The following is a 22989-nucleotide window of genomic DNA, read 5'->3' as shown; positions in this document are numbered from 1 at the left end:
GCTTGATTTTGTAAGTTTTATTCTTATTTTTGGCATTGTATTAAGCGGCATTAAAAGGAATATATCCTCACAGGATCTAAACGCTTTTAATATGGTCGTTGTCCGGGCGAGTGGCAGGAGTTTGGGAAAGATAAATTAATTAGATAAAAAGAATCTAAATGAGCAAAATTTTACTTGTTGAGGACGATCATTATTTAGGTATAATCCTTAATGACCAACTTGAAATGAATGGATATGACGTAACTCTTTTAAGGTTACCCGGGGAAACTGTACAAAAATTACAGGAGGAACCTTTCGACCTTGTCATCATGGATAAATTATTAAGCGGGGTGGATGGCACAGAAATTTGTGCTGATATAAGGGATACAGAAGGTATTTCCAATACACCAATACTTATGATGTCGGGCCTAGATGGGGCAAGTAAAATTTGTATTGCTGCAGGAGCCAATAATTTTATTGAAAAACCATTTGAAGTTGACAGCTTCCTGGAGAGTATAGAGTCAACTTTGAGTATGTCCAAAAATGTAGCAGATAAGAAAGATTAAGGAATATACTTTTGAAATAACAAAAAGAAGGATTAAACCTGCTACTGGAAAGGTAAAAAGTTTTTGAAATACGCCTCACATTGAAAAATGCGGGGCTTTTTTGTTGTCAAAGGGGGACTTCCAACATTTTCAAAACGAGAGAAAAGTTATATCCATAAAATTAAAAAAGCCTGATGCGGTGTGCATCAGGCTTTTTAAGTCGGGGTGGCAGAACTAATCTATCAACCCACAATATTTTGATTATCAAACAATTAACTTACTTCTATAAAACGAGGTAACCGAATAGGTAACCTTCGCTTCAATTCTTTTCCGTAAACCAAAGATAACCGAAATTTTCGATATAAATTATAACAAATGACCTCAGATTAAATAAAATATGCAGGAATAATTTTTACAGCAGATAAAAAGTCACAAGACGACAACAAGCTTGAATTAGGTTTTATTTCTCCATCAAAATTATTTAATAGTAAGGTTGTCATTTGTGCTTTATGATATACTATTTTACTAAGTCAGATTACTTTACCTGAGGTTCAGTTTCCTATAAATATTTCCTTTATGACTAAATTAATCCTCGTGATGATGTTTCTCTTTCCCTTTTCCTTTTTTATTACCTAAGCCAAGAAAAATCTTTTCCCCGAAAAAGGTAAATACTATAAGGGCTCCGGAAACAATAATAACCGTCAAGTTTGTTTGTGCCCTCACCCAAATAAATCCTAATAACACAACGACGTCCAGCACAATAGCCGTAATTACAATCACCGGGTTTGCCTTTACTTTTTCTTTCATATGTCGTAGCACTCCCACGTGGATGATAATATCCATGATAAGATAGAAAATAGCTCCCATAGCAGCAATTCCCGAAAGATCAAAAAGAATGGTAAGGGTGATGGAAAGCACTGTAATATATACCAGCATGTGTTGCTGAATGTTTCCTGGCATTCCAAAATGTGAGTGCGGGATCAATTTCATGTTCGTAAGCATTGCAGTCATTCGGGAGACAGCAAAAATACTGAAAATAACTCCTGTAATTGTTGCGATTATGGCGATCCCCACCGTAAAATAAAGTCCATAGTTCCCGAATAGTGGACGAGCAGCTTCTGCCAGAGAATAATCTTTTGCTTGTATAATCTGCTCAATGCTGAGGTTCGCGCCCACTGCCAGGGCCGTGAGAAAATATATGGTTGCGCAAATGAGCAGGGAAAGTATAATTGCACGGCCTATGTTTTTATGAGGGTTCTTTACTTCACCCCCACTATTGGTTATCGTGGTAAAGCCTTTATAAGCTAAAATGGAAAGAGCAAGTGAGGCAATGTATTCGCTTATCTTATTCTGCGACCCTTGCGAAGGTAAGGCGGAACCGATATTAAAATCGGCTGCCCACAGCGCCCCTACAGCAAAAACAAGAATTCCTCCAATCTTTAGGGCTGCGGTAGTCATCGCTGTCTTTCCTATTATCTCGTTCCCCAGAATGTTTATAATAAACGCAGCTACCAAAAGTCCCACTCCCAGCGCCGGAACCAGAAAGCTGTCCTGGCTCCCATTGAAGAGCTGCATAGTATAAGTTCCAAAGGTGCGGGCTACGAGGCTTTCGTTCAGCACCATGGAAAAAGCCATTAGAAGAGCTGCAAATGCTGTAATTGTGCCTTTCCCGTAGGCCTTTTTCAGGAACATAGCTATCCCCCCTGCGGAAGGATAAGCATCGGCCATTTTAATATATGAATAAGCACTAAATCCTGAAATTACCCCTCCCACTATAAAAGATAGTGCGAAATATTGTCCAGAGAGTTCAGCGATTTGCCCCAGAAGAGCAAAAATACCTGCTCCAATCATTACTCCAGTTCCCATTGCCACTGCATTGGCAAGGGTTAAACTCCCTTTCTTATAATCACTCATAAAACAATTATTAAATAGAAAACATCACTTCTATAAATCTTTTGATTTTGACCTACAGGTATTTTTAAGCACTTTTACCTATTCTTATATCCATGAACCATCTTTTTTATTGTCAATTTATTAGCAATAATTAGACGACCCGCAAGTATTATTTTGTTGGATAGGAGGACAGGGTACGCTGCCATAAGAACAGAATACACAGCAGTCTCCTGCATTTGGCTTCAGTACTTCTTTGCACTCTTCGCATTCATAAAAAAACTGGCAGGCATCTGTTGGCATTTCTTCTTGTTTAGAGTGGCCGCAATTGGGGCAAGTGATTGTTGATTTGGTGATAAAAAAATTCATTTTTTTATTATTTTTAGTTAATCATACCATATAAACCACATCTGAACTTGATGAAGGATAGGTTAAGATCATGGTTTTTAAATCTTTGGAAGTGAATCCGACTTTTATAGCCAGGGCAAAAAGATTTATTACTTCCTCGGCATGTGGGCCAATGAGATGTGCTCCCAAAATTTTTCCGCTTTCTTTCTCGACGAGTGTCTTATAGGCATAGTTTTTCTCGTTGATCCTTTGGGCGGTAAACCAGTCGGGAACACGGTTCTTGTTCACCTTAAAATTAAGACCTTTTTTAGTGGCTTCTTCTTCAGTAAGTCCTACCGAAGCCATTGTGGGCAGCGTAAAAACCACGGTGGGAATGGCGGTGTAATCTGGTTTTTTAGTGTTGCCTTTTAATATATTGGATGCTACAATATGCCCTTCCATAACGGCAACCGGTGTAAGGGGAATACCATCTGTATCTGCTGCATCCCCGGCAGCATAGACATTTGGATTGGTGGTGCTTTGCAAATATTCATTCACTTCAACTCCTTTTTTACCAAAGGCGATATTTGCTTTCTGCAGGTCCAAATCAAAAATGGCAGGAGGCCTTCCAGCAGAATTAATCACCTGCGCAGCCTCCCATTTCTTTTCCCCACTTTCACCTTTTCCGGTTACGCGAAAAGCCCCATTCGCCTCTTCAATCGCCGTAACGTTGGTGTTCAAAATTAATTGTATGTCTAACTTCCTGGTAGCTTCAGTTAATTGATCTACTATAAAAGGATCAAAATTCTCCAGTGGCCTTTTCCCCCTGTGAATTATGGTCACTTTACTGCCAAAACGGGCAGCCATATGTGCAAACTCAAAAGCGATGTACCCACCGCCAATAAACAGCAAAGAGGATGGCAGGGATTTGAAATTGAGAAAATCTGTACTGCTAATAGCATACTCCTCACCCGGAATATCCAGCTTTCTCGGCTTTGCACCCGTAGCTATTAGGATCTTTCCGGCTTCTATAATTTTATTTCCTATCTTCAATTGAGTTTCAGAAATAAATTTTGCTGATTCATGAAAGGTATCAATTTCGTTTTTTTGGTAACCTTTTTCAATTTTAGGTGGCATAGCATCCACAAAATCCTGTTTGAATTTCATTGCTTCTTGCCAGTAAATAGCTGGCACTTCAGAAATTTGCTTCTCGTAAAAATTATCAGCCAAATGTTTTGCTTCAGTAGGGCCGAGCATGATCTTTTTTGGATCACATCCACGAAGGGCACAAGTACCACCATAGGGCAATTCATCTGTTATTCCTACCCTAAGGCCTTTAGAAGCACATTTATTGGCAACATTCATTCCTGCCATTCCTGAACCTATTACAAATACATCATACTTTTTCATCTCACTTTTTTTAGGTTACTTATCTACTACTTTATAACCGGTCCTGCTTATGGCTGTAATAATTGCAGCCTTATCTACTTTTGTTTTGTCATATTCGACTACCGTATTGGCATTTTCATAACTCGCCTTGACTGATAAAATACCCTCTAGTTTATTGACTTCACTTTCCACCGGTGCTTCACATCCTGCGCAGGTCATTCCTTCTACAACAAATATCTCTTTAACAATATTTGATTGTGAGACATAGACCACTTCCTTGTTAGGCTGGCTGTAAAACACCTCGGAGTAAGTTGGAAAAGCCATCATGAGCCCTGCAAATAATGTTACAACCAGTAAAAACTTCTTTGACTGCAAAAAGGATTGTTTTTCATCTTCTGCACATCCGCAATCACTTTCAGCTTCTTTTCTATATCTCAACTTTTGATACCAGGCCAAGCCCAGAACTAACACCGTGAGAGCAATTAAAAACGGCCGAAAAGGTTCCATCCACGAAAAGGTAGTCACCATGCCACTCGTGCCCGCGACTAAAGCAAGAACCGGGGCAATACAACATAAAGAAGCCGCTATAGCTGCTACTACTCCGCCTAAAGCAGCTCTATTAGATTTATTTTGGGATGTATCCATTTTAAGCGGATTTTTTTAATGATTTAATTGAAGTGAAGATGTTATCCAGAACCTGGATTTCAGATTTTACCAGCGAATAATACAAAGTTTGTCCCTCCCTTCTGGAGGCAATGAAGCCGGCATCTTTCATTTTCCGGAGATGTTGTGAAATCGCCGGCATACTCATTTTCAAAATGTCTGCTATATCACAGGGGCATAATTCATTCTCCATATTTAAAAGGAAGAGAATCTTCAAACGCACATCATTACCGGCAATAGACAAGAGTTTAGTCATTTGCCGGAAACCGTTGTCCAAATTTCCAATTGTGGCTTGACAATTTAAAAGCTGTGCATGGTTAGCTTCAGCACGTGTACAGGTAATTTCAAGTTTCATAAGTTGTTTTAAGGCTGTTAATATAAAATTTATTTCTTATTTAAGCAAATTATTAAATATGGATGAAAAGAATACTTAATACATTTACCTTTGTCCAATAAATTTTTTCCGGGACACTGTTTCGGGAAAACTACTCATAAGTCCTGCCTATTTAAATTCTTAGAAATTCATCAAAAGAAAACCGCAAAGTCTCTCTCTCTTTTTTGAAGTTCATTTTTTGCAATCCAATTGCAAGTTTTTTTTTATTACTTTTGTGCCCATATGAAAATATTAGCAACCACTTTTTTGTCCTTCATTTTCTTGTTCCAATCTTCGGGACCAGTAATGGATTGGTGTTGTGAGTTACTAAAAATACCAAATCTTGTTGAGCACTATAATGAACAAGCAGCAGGTAGCGGTATTGGCTTTATTGAATTTCTAGACTACCACTACGGAGATCAGAAAAATTTGAATAGACACCAGGACGATGGACATGACGGCGAACTCCCCTTACAGGGCCATCATGTATGTTCTCATGGATTTTCGTTTGTTAACTCAGATACTTTTGAGCTAGCTGTAATTGAACCTTTAGAGGATCAAAGTATAAGTGTTTTTTACCAGCCCCCGTTTTCTTCTGCCGCCCTAGGCGGAATTTTTCAACCTCCCCAAGTTTAATTTCCTTTATTTATAGGATACTTATATCCTAATGTCATTGATCACTTCAATGGCTTACCCTCTTTTTTATAACTGAATTAAACTTTTTTACATGATTAATAAGATCATTGGATTTTCTATAAACAACAAGTTTATAGTGGGTCTACTTACATTGGCTCTAATTGGAGCCGGAATCTGGTCTATGATGACCGTGAACCTGGGTTCGGTTCCTGATATTACAAATAACCAGGTACAGGTAATTACCCAATCTCCCAGCTTAGGTACTGAAGATATTGAACAGTTTATCACTTATCCGGTCGAACTGGCTATGGGTAATCTTCCCGGGGTGACTGAATTAAGATCGGTTTCCCGTTTCGGACTTTCGGTTGTAACCATTGTTTTTGAAGATGATATGGGCACCTATTTGCCCCGGCAGCTGGTTCAGGAAAAATTGACCGAGCTGCAGGAAACCATTCCCGAAAATTTTGGCAGCCCAACTATGGGACCTATTTCCACCGGGCTGGGACAGATTTATGAATATACCATCCAGCCGCAACCTGGTTTTGAGGACAATTACACCCCTACGGAGCTCCGAAGCATTCAGGACTGGATTATAAAGAGGCAGTTAACCTTGCTGGAAGGGGTTGTGGAAGTGAATTCCTTTGGGGGATACATCAAACAGTACGAAGTAGCTATTAGCCCTGAGAAATTAAATGCGCTGGATGTAAGCATCTCCCAGGTATATGAGGCTCTGGCACGGAATAATGTAAATACCGGTGGAGCTTATATTGAAAAGACGAGAATGGCCAATTTCATTCGGGGCGAAGGCCTGGTGCAATCCTTAGACGATATAAGGAAAATAGTTGTAACCAATGAAGGTGGCACTCCTGTCACTATTGGAGATCTATCCGAAGAAGTGAGATTCGGAAGTCAAGTGCGCTATGGGGCTTTTACGAAGGATGGAGAGGAAGCCGTGGGTGGTATTATTATGATGCTCAAGGGATCTAACCCTAATGCTGTGATAAAGAGGGTTCAGGACAGAATGGCGGAGGTAGAAATATCATTGCCTGAAGGGCTTGAAATACAACCTATTATTGATCAAAGTGCCCTTATCGGAAGAACAACCGATACCGTGACTAAAAACTTACTGGAAGGAGCCTTAATCGTAATCTTCGCTCTGGTATTCCTATTAGGTAGTTTGCGCGGAGGCCTGATTACCGCCACTACCATTCCCTTATCTTTGCTTTTTGCCTTCATTTTAATGAAACAGTTTGGTGTTTGGGCAAACCTGATGAGCCTGGGAGCCATCGACTTCGGGATAATCATTGACGGAGCCGTCATTATCATAGAAGGTACTGTTTATGAAATACAAAAGCGTATTAGGGCTGGGAAGCTCAAGTTTAACCGGGGGGTGATGGATGAGGTAGCTTATGATGCGGGGAGTACCATGATGGGGTCGGCCTTTTTCGGACAGATTATCATCCTTATTGTATTTACACCTATTCTGTTTCTCACCGGGGTTGAAGGAAAGATGTTTAAGCCAATGGCCTATACATTTGGTTTTGCGATGATTGGTGCCATTATCTTGTGTCTCACCTATGTACCGATGATGGCTGCATTGTTTATGAAACCCATTCAAAACAAGAAAAACTGGTATGGCAGATTAGAGCGATGGCTGGAAAGAATCAGTGATAAAATTATTGGTGGTATTCATCGTGCCTATCTTCCGCTTTTAAAAGCTTCCCTTCGTCTCAGAGCGGCGGTGATCATAGGATCTATCGTTTTATTAGGAGCTGCAGGCTATGTTTTCTCCACTATGGGGGGAGAATTTATTCCACAGTTGGATGAAGGTGATATTGCCATGCAAGCTTTGATCAGGCCCGGGAGTTCGTTGACTGAATCCATAGAAGTCTCGAAGAAAATTGAAACTTTGTTATTGGAGAACTTCCCTGAAATCGAAACGGTAACAGCCCGTATTGGGGTGGCCGATATTCCGACTGACCCTATGCCAATGGATATCGCCGATATGTATATAATACTCGAAAAAGACACAGAAAAATGGGTGTCTGCTGAATCCAAAGAAGGACTTATTGAACAAATTCAGGACCTGCTCAACAAAAATCTGACCGGTGTCAACCTGGTTTTTACCCAGCCTATAGAGCTAAGGTTTAATGAGCTATTGGAAGGGGTAAGAGAAGATATTGCGGTAAAACTCTATGGCGAGGATCTGGAAGTTCTATCCACTAAGGTTCAGGAAATGGCAGAGATTATTCAAACTGTGCCCGGAACAGCAGATGTAAATGCAGAGAGAACTTCTGGTCTCCCACAAATGACAGTCCGTTATAACCGGGATAAACTCGCTCAATACGGGCTGGATATTCAAAAAATCAATGAGTATATAAGTACCGCATTTGCAGGCGGAGTTGCCGGGGTTGTTTTTGAAGGAGAAAGGCGTTTCGACCTGGTGGTTCGCTTTGACGAAGCACACCGACAAAGCATTGATGATTTAAAAACCTTGTACATCGACCTTGATGATGGTACGCAGATTCCTATCAGTGAAATAGCCGATATAGGTTATGTGCCGGGGCCGATGCAGATATCGCGCGACGACACCTATCGAAGAACGTATGTAGGGGTGAATACCCGGGGACGGGATGTAGAGTCTGTAGTAAAGGATATTCAGGCACGACTGGATGCTGAACTTGATTTACCCCCGGGATACTACATCGAATACGGTGGGGAATTTGAGAACCTTCAAAGCGCCAAAGACCGCTTGATTATCGTGGTGCCTATCGCACTCTTCCTGATCTTTGTGCTGTTGTATTTTGCCCTGAAGTCATTCTCGCAGTCTATTATGATTTATATGGCCATTCCATTAGCGGCCATTGGGGGTATTTTCGCGCTCTGGTTAAGGGATATGCCCTTTAGTATTTCTGCAGGTGTAGGCTTTATCGTGCTCTTTGGGGTGGCAGTACTAAACGGACTGGTGCTGGTGAACCGATTCAATTCTCTTAAAGAAGAAGGCGTGACCAGTATTAAAGATCGGATTTTTATGGGTGCGAAAGAACGAATAAGGCCAATTATGCTTACAGCGGTAACAGATATTTTAGGATTTATGCCTATGGCATTTTCTTCTTCGGCCGGGGCAGAAGTCCAGCGGCCTTTAGCAACGGTGGTTATAGGTGGGATGTTTACAGCCACCTTACTGACTCTGGTGGTACTGCCTGTCCTCTATACAATAGTAGAAAATATGAAAAATAAAAGAAATAAGAATAATAATGGTTTTGCTCCAGCGCCCGCCATTTTAGTAGCAATGCTATCGATTGGAGGTTTAGTTGGTTTTAGTGCACCCGCACAGGCACAAGACAGATCCCTTGAGGGAAATCTTTTGGTTCAGGCCGAGTCAGTTCAACAACAGGATTCCCTTCAAACTCTAACTATAGAAGAGGCAAAGAAACGTGCTGTAGAAGCCTTTCCAAGTATAAAGGCCGCCACTCTGGAAATAGAAAGCCAGGAAGCTTTGAAAAAAACCGCCTGGAACCTTGGGAACACTGTAATATTTACCGGAGCAGAAGAAATAAGTGATGGTTCCAATAATCCTGATCTTGGGGTATATACTCAAATTGGAGTTCAGCAACAGGATATCGATATCTTCGGTATCGTTCCGCGCCTTCGCTTGCAGAAGGAACGAGTGGCCCTGGCAGAAGAAGCTCTTGATCTTTCCATTCTTGAAGTAGAACTGGAGGTAAGTCAGGCCTGGGCGTCGGTATATGCCGCAAAAAATGCATATGAAACTTTGCGGAGTCTGGACTCCGCATTCACCGATATTGAAAGGGCTGCACAAATAAGGCTGGAAACAGAAACGATCTCCAGGCTAGAATACCTGGCTACAGTAAACCAGGGCAATGAGGTTGAAATACAAAAAGAGCAGGCATATCGGGATTATTTAAGTGCCCTGCAGCGATTCAACCTGTGGTTTGCCAGTGACACACTTTATACGGTACCTAATGTTCCTGCCGATCAGTTTGATGAGCCCATAAGTGAATTACTGCAACCCCTTGATAATCATCCTCTGCTCAATGTGTATGAGCAACGGGTAGAGGTGGCTGATGCAACTATAAGGGAAAGGCGATCGCAGTTTCTTCCGAAATTTCAGGCGCAGTACGGTAGACAAAAAATCGACGGGCAGACAGGCTTCTACCAGTATCAGGTTGGCATCAGCATTCCTTTGTTCTTTGGACCCGAGCTGGGGAGGACACAATCTGCCAGGATAGACAGGGAAATAGCTGAGGCAAATTTACAGCAAACGCAGTTTGAGCTAAAGACAGCTTATGCTGAGGCACGCGAAGAATACCTGAAGTGGCTTAATTCCTGGACATATTATCAGGAAGAAGCGCTCCCATTAGCCATAGAGCAACGGACAGGAGCCATTATCGCTTATCGGGAGGGAGCTATTGACTATGTGACTTTCCTGCAAAACATCCGGGATGCTGTACGGATAGAAGTAAATGCCTGGGACGCATTGGGCAATTATCTCGACAGCCGCTCTCAACTCGAATATTATATAAATACTTCGGAATAAAACAATTAATTAATAGACAAAGATATAAAAATGAAAAAGCACATCATAAAACTGTTCACACTGCTCATTATGGTATCGATCCTTACTTCGTGCAACGGCGGAGAAGGCGAAGAAGCTACCGGAACCGGCGAAGACCTTGCTACGGAAGAAGCCGGTCATGAAGAAGATGAAGAAGGAGAAGAAGGCGGATTGGGAGAAGTGCATCTTTCCAGCCTCAAGTTCAACAGCCTGGGCATAAAAATAGACACACTGGCGACCAGAACCCTTTCAGACGTAGTTGAAGCCACAGGAGAACTGGAAGTGCCACCACAATATGAAGCTACAGTAACTGCTGTTTTAGGAGCCAACGTTACCTCTATTGAAGTTATTGAGGGGGATGAAGTTAGAAAAGGCCAAACCCTGGCGTATCTTTCTCACCCCAACCTCACCAGGCTTCAAACCGATTATATGACAGCTTACAGTCGTATGCAGAATCTGGAGCAAGAATTTAATCGCCAACAAACACTCCACGAGCAGGGAGTGGGATCAGGTAAACAATTTCAACAGGCGAAGGCTGATTATCGGGTGATACAGGCAGAAGTGCAAGGTTTGGAGTCTCAGTTAAGACAATTAAATTTAAATGTATCGACAATAAGAGACGGTAATTTAATTGAGAATATACCTGTTGTGAGTCCAATCAAAGGTAGCGTTGAAGATGTGAGAATTCAGGTAGGACAATACGTGGATCCTCAAACCGAACTTTTTGAAGTTATCGATATTGAACATATACATGCAGATTTGATGGTATTTGCTAAAGATGTATATAAAATAAAAGTTGGGCAAAAGGTCCTTCTTAAAATGGAATCTATCCCTAGCAAAACTTATACTGCCCAAATATATTCCATCGGTAAAAAGTTTGAGCAGAATCCCAAAGCTGTTCACGTTCATGCAGAGATACAGGAGGATACAAAAAACCTTGTTCCTGGCATGTACATCAACGGAAGGATTATTACAGGCGCCGGTACGGAGGTGACGGCTTTGCCGGAGGAGGCCATTATTGAGGAAGAAGGAAAATCCTACATCTTCATTGCTGAAAAGCACGAGGAAGATGGGGAAACCGAGTGGTCGTTTAAGCCGGTGGAAGTAGTGACAGGAGAAGAAAATGAAGGCTGGGTTGAAATTAAACTCCTGGAGCCACTACCGGAAGGGGCTAAAGTGGCCTGGAACAATGCATATTACCTAATAGCAGAGATGAAGAAGAGCCAGACTTCTCATGGGCATTAAAATAAGTTATTTTTTGGAACCTGGCTTGTCCGCAACTGTTTGTCTTAATTTATGGCAGGCCGGGTTTTAAATAAAATTAGACCAATAAAAATTTTAAGAAATGAAAGAAATAAAAGCATTTGTCAAGCCCAAGAGGGTTCAAAAAGTTATTGAAGCTTTAAGCGAGTCGGGATTTAAAAGCATGACCATTTCGCAGGGCGAAGGGACCGGTGCATTTAAGGCAAAAGGAGCCAGACCGTCACTTGATTTTCGTATTACAGATAGTCCGGTAGTGAAATTGGAACTAGTGTGTCAAAATGAAGAAGCACAAAAAGCCATAGATATCATAGTCGAAAATGGAAAGACAATGAACCCGGGCGACGGGATCATCTACGTTTCTGATATCGAAGATGCCTTTCAAATAAAGACGGGAAAATCTATCAAAAGACATGAATTGTAAAACTGTTTTGTTCAGGAATGGAAGAATTAATAAAAAAACTTGAAAGCAAAGAGATACGACCCACCGCTATGCGCTTGTTGGTCTTAAATCGTTTTACAGATTCAGAAGTAGCATTAAGTATTGGGGACTTGAAAAAGATTTTCAAAATTCTGAAAGGAGCACCCTCTTTCGTACTATAAAAACATTTGAGGAAAAAGGGATCGTGCATAAGATCGAAGATGGAACGGGCGTAATAAAATATTCCCTTTGTCAAGAAAATTGCGAATGCGAAATTGGCAACGACCTCCATTTGCACTTTCACTGTAATAGCTGTGATGAGACAGTGTGCCTGACCGAACAAAAAATCCCGCATATTACCTTACCCGCAGGGTTTAAAGCAATGGACGCCAATCTTGTTATGACGGGGATTTGCAGCAAGTGCAGTAGGAGATCAAGTTAATTCAACTGATAGTACATTTTTAATTATGTTAATCATCTAAAAAAGTTTGAGCAAAGTAAAGATTTCTGAAGAAGAAGTAATTTGCCGGAACAGTTACCTTTAAAAAAGTGGGCGACCGAAAACACAAGAAATTATGAGGAGGCGAAAAATTTTTATTGCGATTCTAACAGGTGTGATCTTTGGAATTTTTATCGTGCAACCGCTGGTCCTTTCCTTTCAAATTAACTATTTAGAGGGGGACAAAAGTTGGTGGACATACCTCCAAGAAAGTTATCAGGAAGTATTTAACTTTAATGATGAAGATCAAATCTTGATAAACCTCCTTTTTTCAATAATGGGGATAGCTCTTGCGCTTATGGTCACTGTAAGGAGAAGGATTTTTAAGCTTAAAAGACGAAGTAGAAACTCGAGGAAGTGAAGGCACTCCTAATTTGAAAGCTCATCACCAATAAAAAGTTTTCAGAGAGTTTACCGGAAAAACCAAAAAACAATAGAAAGAATGAAAAAGACGCAAGTAAAATTACCAATACTCCTGCCGGAAGTTCCCGATGAAAACGACCGTTGTGTCCAACGGCTAATGGATCACCTGCAAAATAGGGAAGGCATTGAAAAAGTGCATATTGCTTCCGAAAAAGAGGATGATACCCCTCAGCTTTGTTTCCATTACGATCCAGACGTTATATCCATTGCCCAAATTAGAAAACTCGCAAAACAGGCCGGGGCATCATTGACCAATGAGTTTGGGCATAGCCTTCTGGAGGTTGAGGGAATTCGTCATGCAAGGCATGCAAGGAAAATTCAAAATGCCCTGAGAGAATTGGAGGAGATAATGGAAGCCTCGGTTTCCGAATCTGGAATTATAAGGCTGGAATTTATTAAGGCCAAAACCAATGAAGAAGATTTTCGTCAAATCCTGAGGAACGAAGGCCTTAAAATCAGGAGTGCCAAAAAGAATGAAAGAATATCGCTTGAAACGGCTGAGAACGATGAACATTCCCACGAGGAGGCAGAGCTTAAAGATGAAGGCCACGCCCATGACCACGGCGGGATCTTCGGGAAAAATACCGAGATGTACTTTTCCATCATTTGCGGTGTGCTATTGGGAACCGGTTTTGGCCTCTCGTACGTAGAAACTGTGCCGGAATGGGTAAGTTTGGCATTATACATAGGCGCCTATTTCTTTGGAGGCTATTTTACTGCCAAGGAAGCCATTGAAACTGTTGCCAAAGGAGGTTTTGAAATAGATTTCCTTATGCTGGTGGCTGCTATTGGGGCGGCAATTTTAGGAGAATGGGCCGAAGGAGCCTTGCTGCTCTTCCTGTTTAGTCTTGGACATGCCCTTGAAAATTATGCCATGAACAAGGCCCGAAAATCTATTGCGGCTTTAGCTGATTTGGCACCCAAAACTGCTCTGATAAAACGAGATGGAAAGACCCGGGAAGTAAAAATAGAAGAACTTCAGGTAGGTGATATTGTCGTAGTGAGATCCAACACCAAAATTTCTGCCGATGGCGTTGTTGTCAATGGTAATAGTAGTGTGAACCAGGCCCCAATCACAGGCGAGAGCGTTCCTGTCGATAAAACTTCTGTACCCGACCCTGACAAAGATTATTCAAAAGAAAGCGAAATAAAAGATAAACACCGTGTATTTGCGGGAACCATCAACGGCAATAGTACCCTTGAAGTAAAAGTGATAAAGACCTCTCAGGATTCTACCTTATCAAGGCTCGTCAAGCTGGTCAACGAAGCCCAGACCCAGAAATCGCCAACCCAGTTGTTGACCGACAAATTTGAGAAATATTTTGTTCCGTCAGTACTTGTCCTGGTAGTCCTGCTGAATTTCGCCTTCCTTGTCCTCGATGAATCCTTTAGCGAGAGTTTCTACAGGGCAATGGCTGTTTTAGTTGCTGCCAGCCCCTGTGCCCTGGCCATTTCCACACCCAGTGCCGTACTTAGTGGAGTTGCCCGCGCAGCCAGGGGTGGAGTTCTTGTAAAGGGAGGACGGCCCCTGGAAGACCTTGGCGTGCTCACCGCTATTGCTTTTGACAAAACCGGTACCCTTACCGAAGGAAAACCAAAGCTCACTCAGATTATCACTTTTACTGACATATCCGAGGAAGAACTATTAAAGGCAGCAGTAGCTGTTGAAGCTTTGAGTGATCATCCCCTTGCTAAAGCAGTAGTACGTGACGGCAAAAAACGGTTGGGAAATACACAAATTCTGGAAGCAAGAGATTTGGAAGCTGTTTTAGGAAAAGGCATAAAAGCAAGCCTGGGCGAAGACAAGGTCTACATAGGCAATCTTGATCTTTTTGATGCGCTCGATGACCAAAAGCCTTCACAAGAAATCGTAGAAAAAGTCAGGGATCAGGAAGCTGCAGGGAACACGACAATGTTGATACGCAGGAATGAAGAATATATAGGAATTATTGCTCTGATGGACACTCCACGGGAAGAAGCCAAAGCCACCCTGGTGGAGCTTAAAAAAATCGGTATTAAACGTATGATCATGCTTACCGGGGACAACCAAAAAGTAGCTGATGCCGTGGCCAAGGAAATTGGCCTTACCGATGCCTGGGGCAGTCTTCTGCCTGAAGAGAAGGTAGATGCAATTAAAAAACTTAAAAAACAGGAGGACAAAGTGGCTATGGTGGGCGATGGCGTAAACGATGCCCCGGCCATGGCACATAGTACCGTGGGTATTGCAATGGGAGCAGCAGGATCGGATGTGGCACTGGAAACAGCGGATATCGCCCTTATGGCCGATAAATTGGAGACCCTGCCCTTTGCAATAGGCCTAAGCCGGAAAGCTAAAAGTATCATCAAACAAAACCTGTGGGTAAGTTTAGGAATTGTGGCCTTATTGATTCCGGCCACAATATTTGGCTTTGCCAATATAGGAATTGCGGTGCTTGTTCACGAAGGCTCCACCTTGCTGGTGGTCGCAAACGCTTTGAGATTATTAGCTTATAACAAAAACAAAACTGCCTTACCCGGAGGCCGTTTAAAGCAAATTTTTGAATTAAAACAAGAAAATGATGTCAGAATTTAAAGTTAAAATAGAATGGAAATCCGATTCCTAAGATTTTTCCTATAAAAAATAAAAGGACTGCCTGCCGTTAAAGGCTATGGCAACAATAAAGAAATTAAGTCCTGTAAAGGCTTGGCAAGCCCACGAGGTATGAAATGAAAAATAATGCTGAAGAAGGATAAATATTATCAACCTTGGTAGAAATAGTTCTACATATAATTTAAATCTATTTAATTATGAAAAATGAAAATCATGAACAACTCGTTCAAACCTTGCTAAACTGTGCTTTAGCTTGTGAAAACTGCGCTGCTCAAAGCTTGGCAGAAGGAGAAACCGGAATGATGGAAAGATGCATTCCGTTGGACATTGACTGTGCTGACATTTGTATACAGGCAGCTAGGTTGCTACAGAGAAATTCTGCCCTTGCGCATGAATATCTTTTGATCTGTGAAAAAGCTTGCAGGATGTGTGCTGAAGAATGTGCAAAACACGATCATGAGCATTGTAAGAAATGTGCTCAAGCCTGTAATGAATGTGCGGAAGCATGCCATAGGCATCATGGCGATGTGCAGTTAAGCTAATGTAATGAAAAGTATGCGGTGTTTATAGCGTCGCATATTTTCCTTAAAGAAAAAACACCAAAAAATGAAGTGTTAGAAGAGAAATAGAGGGCGAACCAAATTTAAAACTAAAAATATAATATTAAGTCCTGTAAAGGAAATTCTAAAAACTGTTTGTCTTAAATCAAGGATTTCCTTTCCAGGCACAATTATTTAAAATCAATGAATATAAATAATAGAACATTTTTTTATTAAACGTTCTTGGTTAAGAAAGACTATCTAAAGTAGATTGTATAATTTAAAACAAGAAAATTATGTCAGAATTCAAAGTAAAATTAGAATGGAAACCAGATTCCGAGGATTTTTCCTATAAGAATTATACCCGTACCCATCAGTGGATCTTTGGGGGAGGGACGGAAGTCACTGCATCTGCAGCTCCGGAGTTTTTGGGGAAAGCTGAATTAGTCAATCCTGAAGAAGCCTTCGCTGCTTCCCTTTCCAGCTGCCACTTATTAACTTTTCTCGCTATTGCCTCCTTTAAAAAGTATATAATAAAGAGTTATAAAGATGAAACCGTTGCTGTGGTTGAGAAAAACAAGGACAATAAACAGGCTGTGACCAGGGTTTTTTTACGTCCCAAAGTAGAATTCTCCGGTGAACATATACCTGATGAAGAAGAAATGAAAAAAATTCACCATAAAGCACATGCTGAATGCTTTATCTCTAACTCTGTAATAACAGAGGTTATAGTGGAACCTGTTCTATAATTTCCTTTAAGAAGATTCAGTGTTCAAGGATTTTGGTTTAAATATTAAAATGGGTGATAAAACATAACTTATATGAAAAATCTCATGGTTGCCTCCTCCATTCTTTCGACAGATTTTGCCTACTTGGGCAAAACTCTCGAGACTATTAACAGGAGTGAAGCAGACTGGCTGCATGTGGATATCATGGACGGAATGTTTGTTCCCAATATTTCCTTCGGAACACCTGTTTTACAAGCTATAAAAAAGTACAATAAGAAACCGGTCGAGCTGCACTTGATGATTGCCCAACCTGAAAGGTATCTGGATTTTTTTTCTAAATATGGAATAGACCAAATTACTGTGCACGTTGAGGCCTGCCTTCATTTGCACAGTGTGGTGCAACAAATAAAAAATCTGGACTGTAAAGCAGGGGTGGCTTTAAATTCACATACTTCTTTAGATTGTCTTGAATACATTATCAAGGAGTTAGATACAGTGTGCCTGATGTCTGTAAACCCGGGTTTTGGGGGGCAGAAGTTTATTCCCCAAACGCTGAAAAAGATAAGGGAATTGAAAAGATTAATACAAAATAAAAATTCAAAAGCCCTAATTGAAGTAGATGGAGGAGTTGATGAGAATAACGTGAAGGAAATTTAAAAAATAAATCAAATAATAATTCAAAAAAAGGTGTTATGCTACAAATATTAGAACAAACTGAAGGGAATTTAATAGCCACAAGGGCAACAGGAAACTTGACCGAAGCCGATTACGATAAGCTATTGCCCCGGCTAAAAAACATAGTGGAAAAATATCAGAAGATCCGGTGGTATTTTGAAATGGAGGGTTTTGAAGGATGGAAACCAAAAGCCTTTTGGAAAGATTTGAAATTCGATATTCACCATGCCAACGACTTTGAAAAAGTGGCCATGGTAGGGGATAAAAAATGGGAAGAATGGATGACGGATTTGATGAAACCTTTTACTTCTGCAGAGGTTAAGTATTTTGCGACTACAAAAAAAATTGAGGCAGTAAAATGGATTAACAGCTAAGAAATAAACCTATGGAAGATCAACAAAGAGAAAAGTACCTGAAAAAAGCCAGGAAGCTCCAGATATATAACGTCATATATGATACTATTGAGGTAGCTGTGTCACTAACCGCCGGTTTTATCTCCGGAAGCGCAGCTTTGATTGGTTGGGGGCTGGATAGCATCATAGAAATTATTTCGGCAAGCACCCTGGGGTGGCGATTACATGGGGAAATCAAGGATATTAGTGATAAGCGGGTGAAAAAAAGAGAAAAAATTACCCTGTATGTAATTGCCACTTCTTTTCTAATTGTTAGCATTTTTATCACCTACGATTCTGTAACTAAGTTTTTTAATAAAGAAACTCCAGACTGGAGCACCATGGGCCTTACTATACTACTCGTATCCTTAGTGGTGAATCCCATTCTGATTTGGTACAAACGCAAGTATGGAAAGAAATTGGACAGTAAGGAATTGATAGCCGATTCCAAAGACACTTTTGTTTGTCTTTATCAAACGGTGGCGGTTCTCGGTGGCCTTCTGGCAGTACAATATCTGGACTGGTGGTGGGCAGATCCCGTGGCCGCCTTTCTTATTGTTCCCTATGCCTTAAAAGAAGGTTGGGAGGCTTTTAAAAATGGAAGAGAAATTTCAGTATAGAAAGCAGAGTTGTATCCGGAAGAAAAGGAGGAGTTGGTTAGGCATTAAAGAAAAATTATTATGCACTGGATGTTTGAAGAATTTAAGACAGACCTAGATTCCCTGAACCGAACTGTTAGGAAGAAGGCCCTTGAAATAGCCAATGAGCTTATGATACAGGGGAAGTGCACAGAAAAAGAAGCTATAACCGAAGCCATTAAACAGGCGGAAGAATGGTTTTATGATCTGGAAGGATGAGATCTGACCTATGCCAAAAAAATTGTCCAGTAAATTTCATCAGAAAGTATTGGGAAAAGTGAAAATATAACGCGAATGTTTCATAAAGACTAGGTTAATATATGATTAGTTGTGAATATCTTAATTAAAAATTAAATTTTAAAAAATGGAAAAATTTGATGTTACAATAATAGGTTCAGGACCCGGAGGTTACGTGAGTGCAATACGTTGTGCCCAGCTGGGTTTTAAGGTGGCCATTATAGAAAAATATAATACACTTGGGGGAACCTGTCTGAATGTAGGCTGCATTCCTTCCAAGGCCTGGTTGGAAGCTTCGGAACATTATTACAAGCTACAAAATCAGTTTCAGGAATTTGGTATTAATTTTAAGGAAGCGTCTGTAGACATAGTTGGAATGAGGAATAGGGTACAGACCGTAGTTCAGGAAATCATTAACGGGGTATCTTACTTGATGAAAAAGAACAAGATAACCGTTTATACAGGTGTAGGAACAATTAAGGACAAATCTACCGTTGAGATTAAGGGTGAAGAAAACACCCACACCATCACTACAGATAAAATCATTATAGCTACCGGGTCAAAACCTGCATCGCTACCCGGTATAACCATCGATAAGAAGAGGGTTATCTCCTCCACGGAAGCACTTGCCCTAAAAGAAATACCTAAACATTTAATGGTTATTGGTGGAGGGGTAATTGGAGTGGAATTAGGTTCTGTTTTCGCTCGTTTGGGTTCTAAGGTTTCCATTGTGGAATACTTAGATACCCTCATTGCCAGTATGGATAGTTCTTTAGGAAAGCAATTATATAAATCATTAAGAAAACAGGGGATGGATTTTTATCTGGGAACAAAGGTAACTAAAGCTAATGTTTTAGATAATGAGGTTCAATTGATAGCCGAAAATGTCGCCAATCAGAAAGAAATGACTTTACAAGGAGATTATTGCCTGATGGCTATCGGTAGGAAACCTTATTCTGATAATTTGGGACTTGAAGAGTTGGGCATTAAAACAGACAAACAGGGTAGAATAAATGTAGATGAAAATCTGGAAACAAATGTTAAAGGCATTTATGCAATTGGAGATGTAGTACGAGGTGCGATGCTGGCTCACAAAGCAAGTGAGGAAGGAGTTTTTGTTGCTGAAACAATAGCCGGTCAAAGACCCCATATCAATTATGCTCTCATACCTAATATAATTTATACTCAACCGGAAGTGGCCGGAGTGGGACTTACCGAAGAAGTGTTAAAAGAAGCAGGAAGAAGTATTAAAACAGGCTCCTTTCCTTTTAAGGCCAATGCAAGGGCGAAAATAAGTATGGATACGGATGGCTTTATAAAAGTTATTGCAGATAAGGAAACCGATGAGATATTGGGAGTGCATATGATAGGCCCACGCATCGCGGACAGTTATACAGAAGCGGTAGTGGCAATGGAGTTTAGAGCATCCGCAGAAGATATTGCACGAATGTCCCACGGGCATCCCACATTTTCTGAGACCTTTAAAGAGGCTTGTTTGGCAGCTACAGATGACAGGCCGCTGCATATTTAGTGGCCTTAAGTGCATTGTAAATTAAATTAGGCAGTATTTAGTCATTCCACAAGACTTAAATCCCTTTGTATTAAGTTTATGTTACTGGTCTAAAAAATGAAATATAAAGAACATGACAACGATTCCCAAAGACAAAAACTTTGATAGTAGTTTGATACTGCTTCGCGACGGCTATGAATTTATTCAGAAAAAGCGTGAAAAGCTTGGGACTGATATTTTTAGAACCCGTTTGATGTTAAAGAAAGCAATTTGCATGAGTGGAAAAGAAGCCGCAGAGGTGTTCTATGACACTGAAAAGTTTCAACGCAAAGGAGCTACTCCTAAAAGGGTGCAAAAAACATTGTTTGGCCAAAAGGGCGTCCAGACACTGGATAATTCAGCACACAGGCAAAGAAAAGAAATGTTTATGTCTTTGATGAAACCGGATAGCCTTCGGGGGTTCCTGGAAATCCAACGAAGCTACTGGGAAAAATACATTGATAAATGGGAGAAAGAAGAGCAAATAATATTATTTAACGAAGCACAGGAGCTCCTTTGCCGTGCAGTCTGTACATGGTCGGGAGTTCCGCTGCGGGAAGAAGAAGTGCAACAAAGGGCCAGGGATTTTGGGGCTATGGTAGATGCCTTTGGAGCCATCGGTCCAAGGCACTGGAGAGGAAAGCAGGCTCGGAAAAGAGCTGAAAAGTGGATTGGTAACCTTATTAAGGAAATCCGTAACGGTAAAATTCATGTAGAAAAGGGTACTGCATATTTTGAGATCCGATACAGTCCATAAAATACTGAAGCTGTCAAAACGATAATTAATAGTATATGTAGTGGATTGGCTAGTTGCATTATTGTTTTTCCTTAGATACCTATTGAACTTGATTTTATAGCGATGTCCACACCACGCCTCAACCAATTAAATACTTTCATTGCCAGTTGTGCCTGGGTAACCGGAATATTTGGTAGCATTGGAACATCACTTTCCTTCATCATTTTAAAGGCGATTGCCCTTTCATTGATGGGCAATTTCATCAGCGATGCAAAATAGATTTTAGGGTTTTTGATAAAATCCTTCCGAGCCTTATAGGTCTCTGCAAAGTTTCTTTGATAGACAAAAGTCCTGTCAAAGGTCTTTTCTGCCTGGTCAAAAAACTGATCACGGTGAAAGCCCCGTTTTACATTCTTACCGTGCATCTCGACTTCCGATGCCTTATGCTTGCTCCCTGGTGAAAGGCTAAAGGTATTGGAGGCATCCTTTCTGCTTACAATGATATGGATATGACTTTGATTTCCTGCCTTTGGCATCCCCTGGACAATTCGCTTTCCATCCTGTTGGTGCGAAGCTTCCTTTTCCAATCGATCAATTCCACTCTGCAATAATTTAATATTGCCTTCAGATCGCCCCTCCTTAATGTTTCTGATTTTTGTTTTGAGCTGAAGGATTTTCGTTGCATTTGGCTGGTTTTCCCTAATCTGCCAATCCGTTCCCTTAAAAGTTCGTTGGTGTTCTATTTTTGCGTAATATTTTATATCATCGATGCTAATCGGTCTTCCGTTGATTTCCCTATTGAAGGATGCCACATAGTTCTTCATCAGTTCACGGGTGTATCTTTTTAGATCCTCGCTATTGTTCTGTAACCGGTTCAGTTCATATTTGGAAGGGCTGACCGTAATCGAATAGAATTTTGGTTCCGTCTTTTTGAGTTTGGAACCATTTCCATCAATTTCCTTTACAACTTCATCCGCTGATATTTCATCATCATATTGATTGAAAAAATGTTCCATAGATCCCTGCTCCAGATCCTGATTTTCCTTCTCCAGGTAGCCCACAAAATCCGCTGAACTTTGCGAGTAATTGTTCCCTAATTTTTGAGGTGTGATGGTAATGTACATAGCTCAAAAATTTACAGATTGTTGTTCCCGTTTAGCTTTTCTCGAAAGCGTACTTCATTCTTTTCTTCAATGATTTTCTTTTCCAAAATTAACGGTTTCTTTTTGGGTTCTTCGGTTTGAAATAGGGATTCTAACATTGCTACAGTGGGTTTGGTCTGGCTCTTTTCCATATCCCTCATAATGGCAATCACCGCATTGATTCGCTTCTTGATTGAAGCTTCGATTGTCCTTCCCGTAGGTCCTAGTTTTTCTTTTGGGGAAATTTCGTTGTAGAAGAAAAAGTCAAGCATTGTTTCTAATGCTTCGGTGTGTGATTTGAAGTGTGTTCTTGAAAATTCCTGAAAACGTTTTGCCGTTTCCTTTTTAAACCTGATGCCGATAAATGAGTCCATAATTCGCCGATTTGTCGCAAATCCTTCCCTAAAAATGGGCGTTTGCAGCGTATTTGTCGCAAATTGTAGAAGGTCGGGAATTTTATATTTTTTCAAGTTACTGAATATCAGTTATTTGAAAACGAAAAGGAGTGCCAAACATCGCATCGCGTGTTACCCTCTTGCTACTCCTTTTCGTTCGCCACAGGCGAACGAAAATTCCGTACAATTTGGTCAAAAGACAATTGCCAGTTCTAGGGAAATAATTTCCTGTTATGTGATTTTTCGATGGGCAGGGCTATCGGCGAAAGTCAAAAAATGGATGACCCTACGTAAAATTGAATGCTGTATTTCAGCGAAATAAAGATAACAATTTTTTATTTAATTGAATGTGTTTAAGTAAAAAAGACCTCTGAAAAATTCAAA

21 protein-coding genes and 1 pseudogene are annotated in these 22989 nt (G+C 40.7%); 15 read left to right on the top strand and 7 right to left on the bottom strand.

The genetic code is table 11. From position 1 onward, the window contains the following. Positions 1 to 158: 158 nt before the first annotated feature. On the top strand, positions 159 to 545 hold the full coding sequence (locus FHG64_RS17335) for a response regulator (protein ID WP_139067568.1): 387 nt from the start codon (positions 159 to 161) through the stop codon (positions 543 to 545). Positions 546 to 1109: 564 nt separating this feature from the next. Here the strand turns inward: FHG64_RS17335 and FHG64_RS17330 are convergent. From FHG64_RS17330 to FHG64_RS17310, 5 genes are all read right to left on the bottom strand, one after another. Next, positions 1110 to 2438 carry an APC family permease gene (locus FHG64_RS17330; protein ID WP_139067567.1) on the bottom strand — a complete coding sequence of 443 codons (1329 nt, stop codon included), beginning with the start codon at positions 2436 to 2438 and terminating at the stop codon, positions 1110 to 1112. A gap of 120 nt (positions 2439 to 2558) precedes the next feature. Further along, positions 2559 to 2783, bottom strand: a complete 225-nt coding sequence (locus FHG64_RS19655; RefSeq protein ID WP_139067566.1) for a GDCCVxC domain-containing (seleno)protein — start codon at positions 2781 to 2783, stop codon at positions 2559 to 2561. Positions 2784 to 2804: 21 nt separating this feature from the next. After that, a complete protein-coding gene (locus FHG64_RS17320; protein WP_139067565.1) occupies positions 2805 to 4151 on the bottom strand; it encodes a dihydrolipoyl dehydrogenase family protein in 1347 nt (448 codons plus the stop codon). Between the two features lie 15 nt (positions 4152 to 4166). After that, positions 4167 to 4775, bottom strand: coding sequence for a mercuric transport protein MerTP (merTP, locus tag FHG64_RS17315; RefSeq protein WP_139067564.1), 609 nt, complete (start codon positions 4773 to 4775; stop codon positions 4167 to 4169). A gap of 1 nt (position 4776) precedes the next feature. Next, entirely contained in the window at positions 4777 to 5148 is a 372-nt protein-coding gene (locus tag FHG64_RS17310) for an ArsR/SmtB family transcription factor (protein WP_139067563.1), read from the bottom strand. Positions 5149 to 5409: 261 nt separating this feature from the next. On the opposite strand from FHG64_RS17310, the gene FHG64_RS17305 reads away from it, so the two are divergent. From FHG64_RS17305 to FHG64_RS17245, 14 genes and pseudogenes are all read left to right on the top strand, one after another. After that, positions 5410 to 5802 carry a hypothetical protein gene (locus tag FHG64_RS17305; RefSeq protein WP_139067562.1) on the top strand — a complete coding sequence of 131 codons (393 nt, stop codon included), beginning with the start codon at positions 5410 to 5412 and terminating at the stop codon, positions 5800 to 5802. Positions 5803 to 5893: 91 nt separating this feature from the next. Next, positions 5894 to 10363: a CusA/CzcA family heavy metal efflux RND transporter gene (locus FHG64_RS17300; RefSeq protein WP_139067561.1), complete on the top strand. Its 4470-nt coding sequence runs from the start codon at positions 5894 to 5896 to the stop codon at positions 10361 to 10363. 30 nt (positions 10364 to 10393) lie between these two features. Then, positions 10394 to 11626 carry an efflux RND transporter periplasmic adaptor subunit gene (locus tag FHG64_RS17295; protein WP_139067560.1) on the top strand — a complete coding sequence of 411 codons (1233 nt, stop codon included), beginning with the start codon at positions 10394 to 10396 and terminating at the stop codon, positions 11624 to 11626. 100 nt (positions 11627 to 11726) lie between these two features. Continuing rightward, positions 11727 to 12065: a P-II family nitrogen regulator gene (locus tag FHG64_RS17290; RefSeq protein WP_139067559.1), complete on the top strand. Its 339-nt coding sequence runs from the start codon at positions 11727 to 11729 to the stop codon at positions 12063 to 12065. A gap of 17 nt (positions 12066 to 12082) precedes the next feature. Continuing rightward, positions 12083 to 12504, top strand: a pseudogene (locus FHG64_RS17285) (Fur family transcriptional regulator). A gap of 499 nt (positions 12505 to 13003) precedes the next feature. Next, complete coding sequence (locus FHG64_RS17280; protein WP_139067558.1) at positions 13004 to 15556, top strand: heavy metal translocating P-type ATPase; 2553 nt, start codon at positions 13004 to 13006, stop codon at positions 15554 to 15556. Positions 15557 to 15771: 215 nt separating this feature from the next. After that, the gene (locus FHG64_RS20030) at positions 15772 to 16116 is read left to right on the top strand and encodes a four-helix bundle copper-binding protein (RefSeq protein ID WP_139067557.1); all 345 of its coding nucleotides are present in this window, start codon (positions 15772 to 15774) and stop codon (positions 16114 to 16116) included. 293 nt (positions 16117 to 16409) lie between these two features. Further along, a complete protein-coding gene (locus FHG64_RS17270; RefSeq protein WP_139067556.1) occupies positions 16410 to 16862 on the top strand; it encodes an OsmC family protein in 453 nt (150 codons plus the stop codon). Between the two features lie 72 nt (positions 16863 to 16934). Further along, on the top strand, positions 16935 to 17498 hold the full coding sequence (rpe, locus tag FHG64_RS17265; protein ID WP_139067555.1) for a ribulose-phosphate 3-epimerase: 564 nt from the start codon (positions 16935 to 16937) through the stop codon (positions 17496 to 17498). A gap of 35 nt (positions 17499 to 17533) precedes the next feature. Next, the gene (locus FHG64_RS17260; protein ID WP_139067554.1) at positions 17534 to 17890 is read left to right on the top strand and encodes a SpoIIAA family protein; all 357 of its coding nucleotides are present in this window, start codon (positions 17534 to 17536) and stop codon (positions 17888 to 17890) included. An 11-nt stretch (positions 17891 to 17901) separates the two neighbouring features. After that, entirely contained in the window at positions 17902 to 18528 is a 627-nt protein-coding gene (locus tag FHG64_RS17255) for a cation diffusion facilitator family transporter (RefSeq protein WP_139067553.1), read from the top strand. 60 nt (positions 18529 to 18588) lie between these two features. Next, entirely contained in the window at positions 18589 to 18765 is a 177-nt protein-coding gene (locus FHG64_RS19255; RefSeq protein WP_168191380.1) for a hypothetical protein, read from the top strand. Positions 18766 to 18910: 145 nt separating this feature from the next. Beyond that, entirely contained in the window at positions 18911 to 20314 is a 1404-nt protein-coding gene (gene lpdA / locus FHG64_RS17250; RefSeq protein WP_139067552.1) for a dihydrolipoyl dehydrogenase, read from the top strand. Between the two features lie 112 nt (positions 20315 to 20426). After that, positions 20427 to 21089 (top strand): cytochrome P450 family protein, encoded by a 663-nt coding sequence (locus tag FHG64_RS17245; RefSeq protein WP_139067551.1) that lies wholly within the window; start codon positions 20427 to 20429, stop codon positions 21087 to 21089. 71 nt (positions 21090 to 21160) lie between these two features. Here FHG64_RS17245 and mobB read toward each other — a convergent pair whose 3' ends face one another. Both mobB and FHG64_RS17235 read right to left on the bottom strand, forming a co-directional pair. Continuing rightward, a complete protein-coding gene (gene mobB, locus FHG64_RS17240; protein WP_139067550.1) occupies positions 21161 to 22192 on the bottom strand; it encodes a MobB family relaxase in 1032 nt (343 codons plus the stop codon). Between the two features lie 11 nt (positions 22193 to 22203). Further along, entirely contained in the window at positions 22204 to 22584 is a 381-nt protein-coding gene (locus FHG64_RS17235) for a BfmA/BtgA family mobilization protein (protein ID WP_139067549.1), read from the bottom strand. Between the last annotated feature and the right edge of the window lie 405 nt (positions 22585 to 22989).

It is taken from the genome of Antarcticibacterium flavum, from assembly GCF_006159205.1.
Taxonomy (GTDB): Bacteria; Bacteroidota; Bacteroidia; order Flavobacteriales; family Flavobacteriaceae; genus Gillisia; species Gillisia flava.
Note: the sequence above shows the minus strand (reverse complement) of the source record. Positions and strands in the feature narration are given on the sequence as shown.

Excerpts from the sequence above, each read along its gene's own strand:
- FHG64_RS17330 (WP_139067567.1), bottom strand. The coding sequence starts at position 2,438 with ATGAGTGATTATAAGAAAGGGAGTTTAACCCTTGCCAATGCAGTGGCA.
- FHG64_RS17270 (WP_139067556.1), top strand. The coding sequence starts at position 16,410 with ATGTCAGAATTCAAAGTAAAATTAGAATGGAAACCAGATTCCGAGGAT.
- FHG64_RS17335 (WP_139067568.1), top strand. The coding sequence starts at position 159 with ATGAGCAAAATTTTACTTGTTGAGGACGATCATTATTTAGGTATAATC.
- FHG64_RS17295 (WP_139067560.1), top strand. The coding sequence starts at position 10,394 with ATGAAAAAGCACATCATAAAACTGTTCACACTGCTCATTATGGTATCG.
- lpdA (WP_139067552.1), top strand. The coding sequence starts at position 18,911 with ATGGAAAAATTTGATGTTACAATAATAGGTTCAGGACCCGGAGGTTAC.
- rpe (WP_139067555.1), top strand. The coding sequence starts at position 16,935 with ATGAAAAATCTCATGGTTGCCTCCTCCATTCTTTCGACAGATTTTGCC.
- FHG64_RS17280 (WP_139067558.1), top strand. The coding sequence starts at position 13,004 with ATGAAAAAGACGCAAGTAAAATTACCAATACTCCTGCCGGAAGTTCCC.
- FHG64_RS17260 (WP_139067554.1), top strand. The coding sequence starts at position 17,534 with ATGCTACAAATATTAGAACAAACTGAAGGGAATTTAATAGCCACAAGG.
- FHG64_RS20030 (WP_139067557.1), top strand. The coding sequence starts at position 15,772 with ATGAAAAATGAAAATCATGAACAACTCGTTCAAACCTTGCTAAACTGT.
- FHG64_RS19255 (WP_168191380.1), top strand. The coding sequence starts at position 18,589 with ATGCACTGGATGTTTGAAGAATTTAAGACAGACCTAGATTCCCTGAAC.
- FHG64_RS17310 (WP_139067563.1), bottom strand. The coding sequence starts at position 5,148 with ATGAAACTTGAAATTACCTGTACACGTGCTGAAGCTAACCATGCACAG.
- FHG64_RS17305 (WP_139067562.1), top strand. The coding sequence starts at position 5,410 with ATGAAAATATTAGCAACCACTTTTTTGTCCTTCATTTTCTTGTTCCAA.
- merTP (WP_139067564.1), bottom strand. The coding sequence starts at position 4,775 with ATGGATACATCCCAAAATAAATCTAATAGAGCTGCTTTAGGCGGAGTA.
- FHG64_RS17320 (WP_139067565.1), bottom strand. The coding sequence starts at position 4,151 with ATGAAAAAGTATGATGTATTTGTAATAGGTTCAGGAATGGCAGGAATG.
- FHG64_RS17290 (WP_139067559.1), top strand. The coding sequence starts at position 11,727 with ATGAAAGAAATAAAAGCATTTGTCAAGCCCAAGAGGGTTCAAAAAGTT.
- FHG64_RS17245 (WP_139067551.1), top strand. The coding sequence starts at position 20,427 with ATGACAACGATTCCCAAAGACAAAAACTTTGATAGTAGTTTGATACTG.
- FHG64_RS17300 (WP_139067561.1), top strand. The coding sequence starts at position 5,894 with ATGATTAATAAGATCATTGGATTTTCTATAAACAACAAGTTTATAGTG.
- mobB (WP_139067550.1), bottom strand. The coding sequence starts at position 22,192 with ATGTACATTACCATCACACCTCAAAAATTAGGGAACAATTACTCGCAA.
- FHG64_RS17235 (WP_139067549.1), bottom strand. The coding sequence starts at position 22,584 with ATGGACTCATTTATCGGCATCAGGTTTAAAAAGGAAACGGCAAAACGT.
- FHG64_RS19655 (WP_139067566.1), bottom strand. The coding sequence starts at position 2,783 with ATGAATTTTTTTATCACCAAATCAACAATCACTTGCCCCAATTGCGGC.
- FHG64_RS17255 (WP_139067553.1), top strand. The coding sequence starts at position 17,902 with ATGGAAGATCAACAAAGAGAAAAGTACCTGAAAAAAGCCAGGAAGCTC.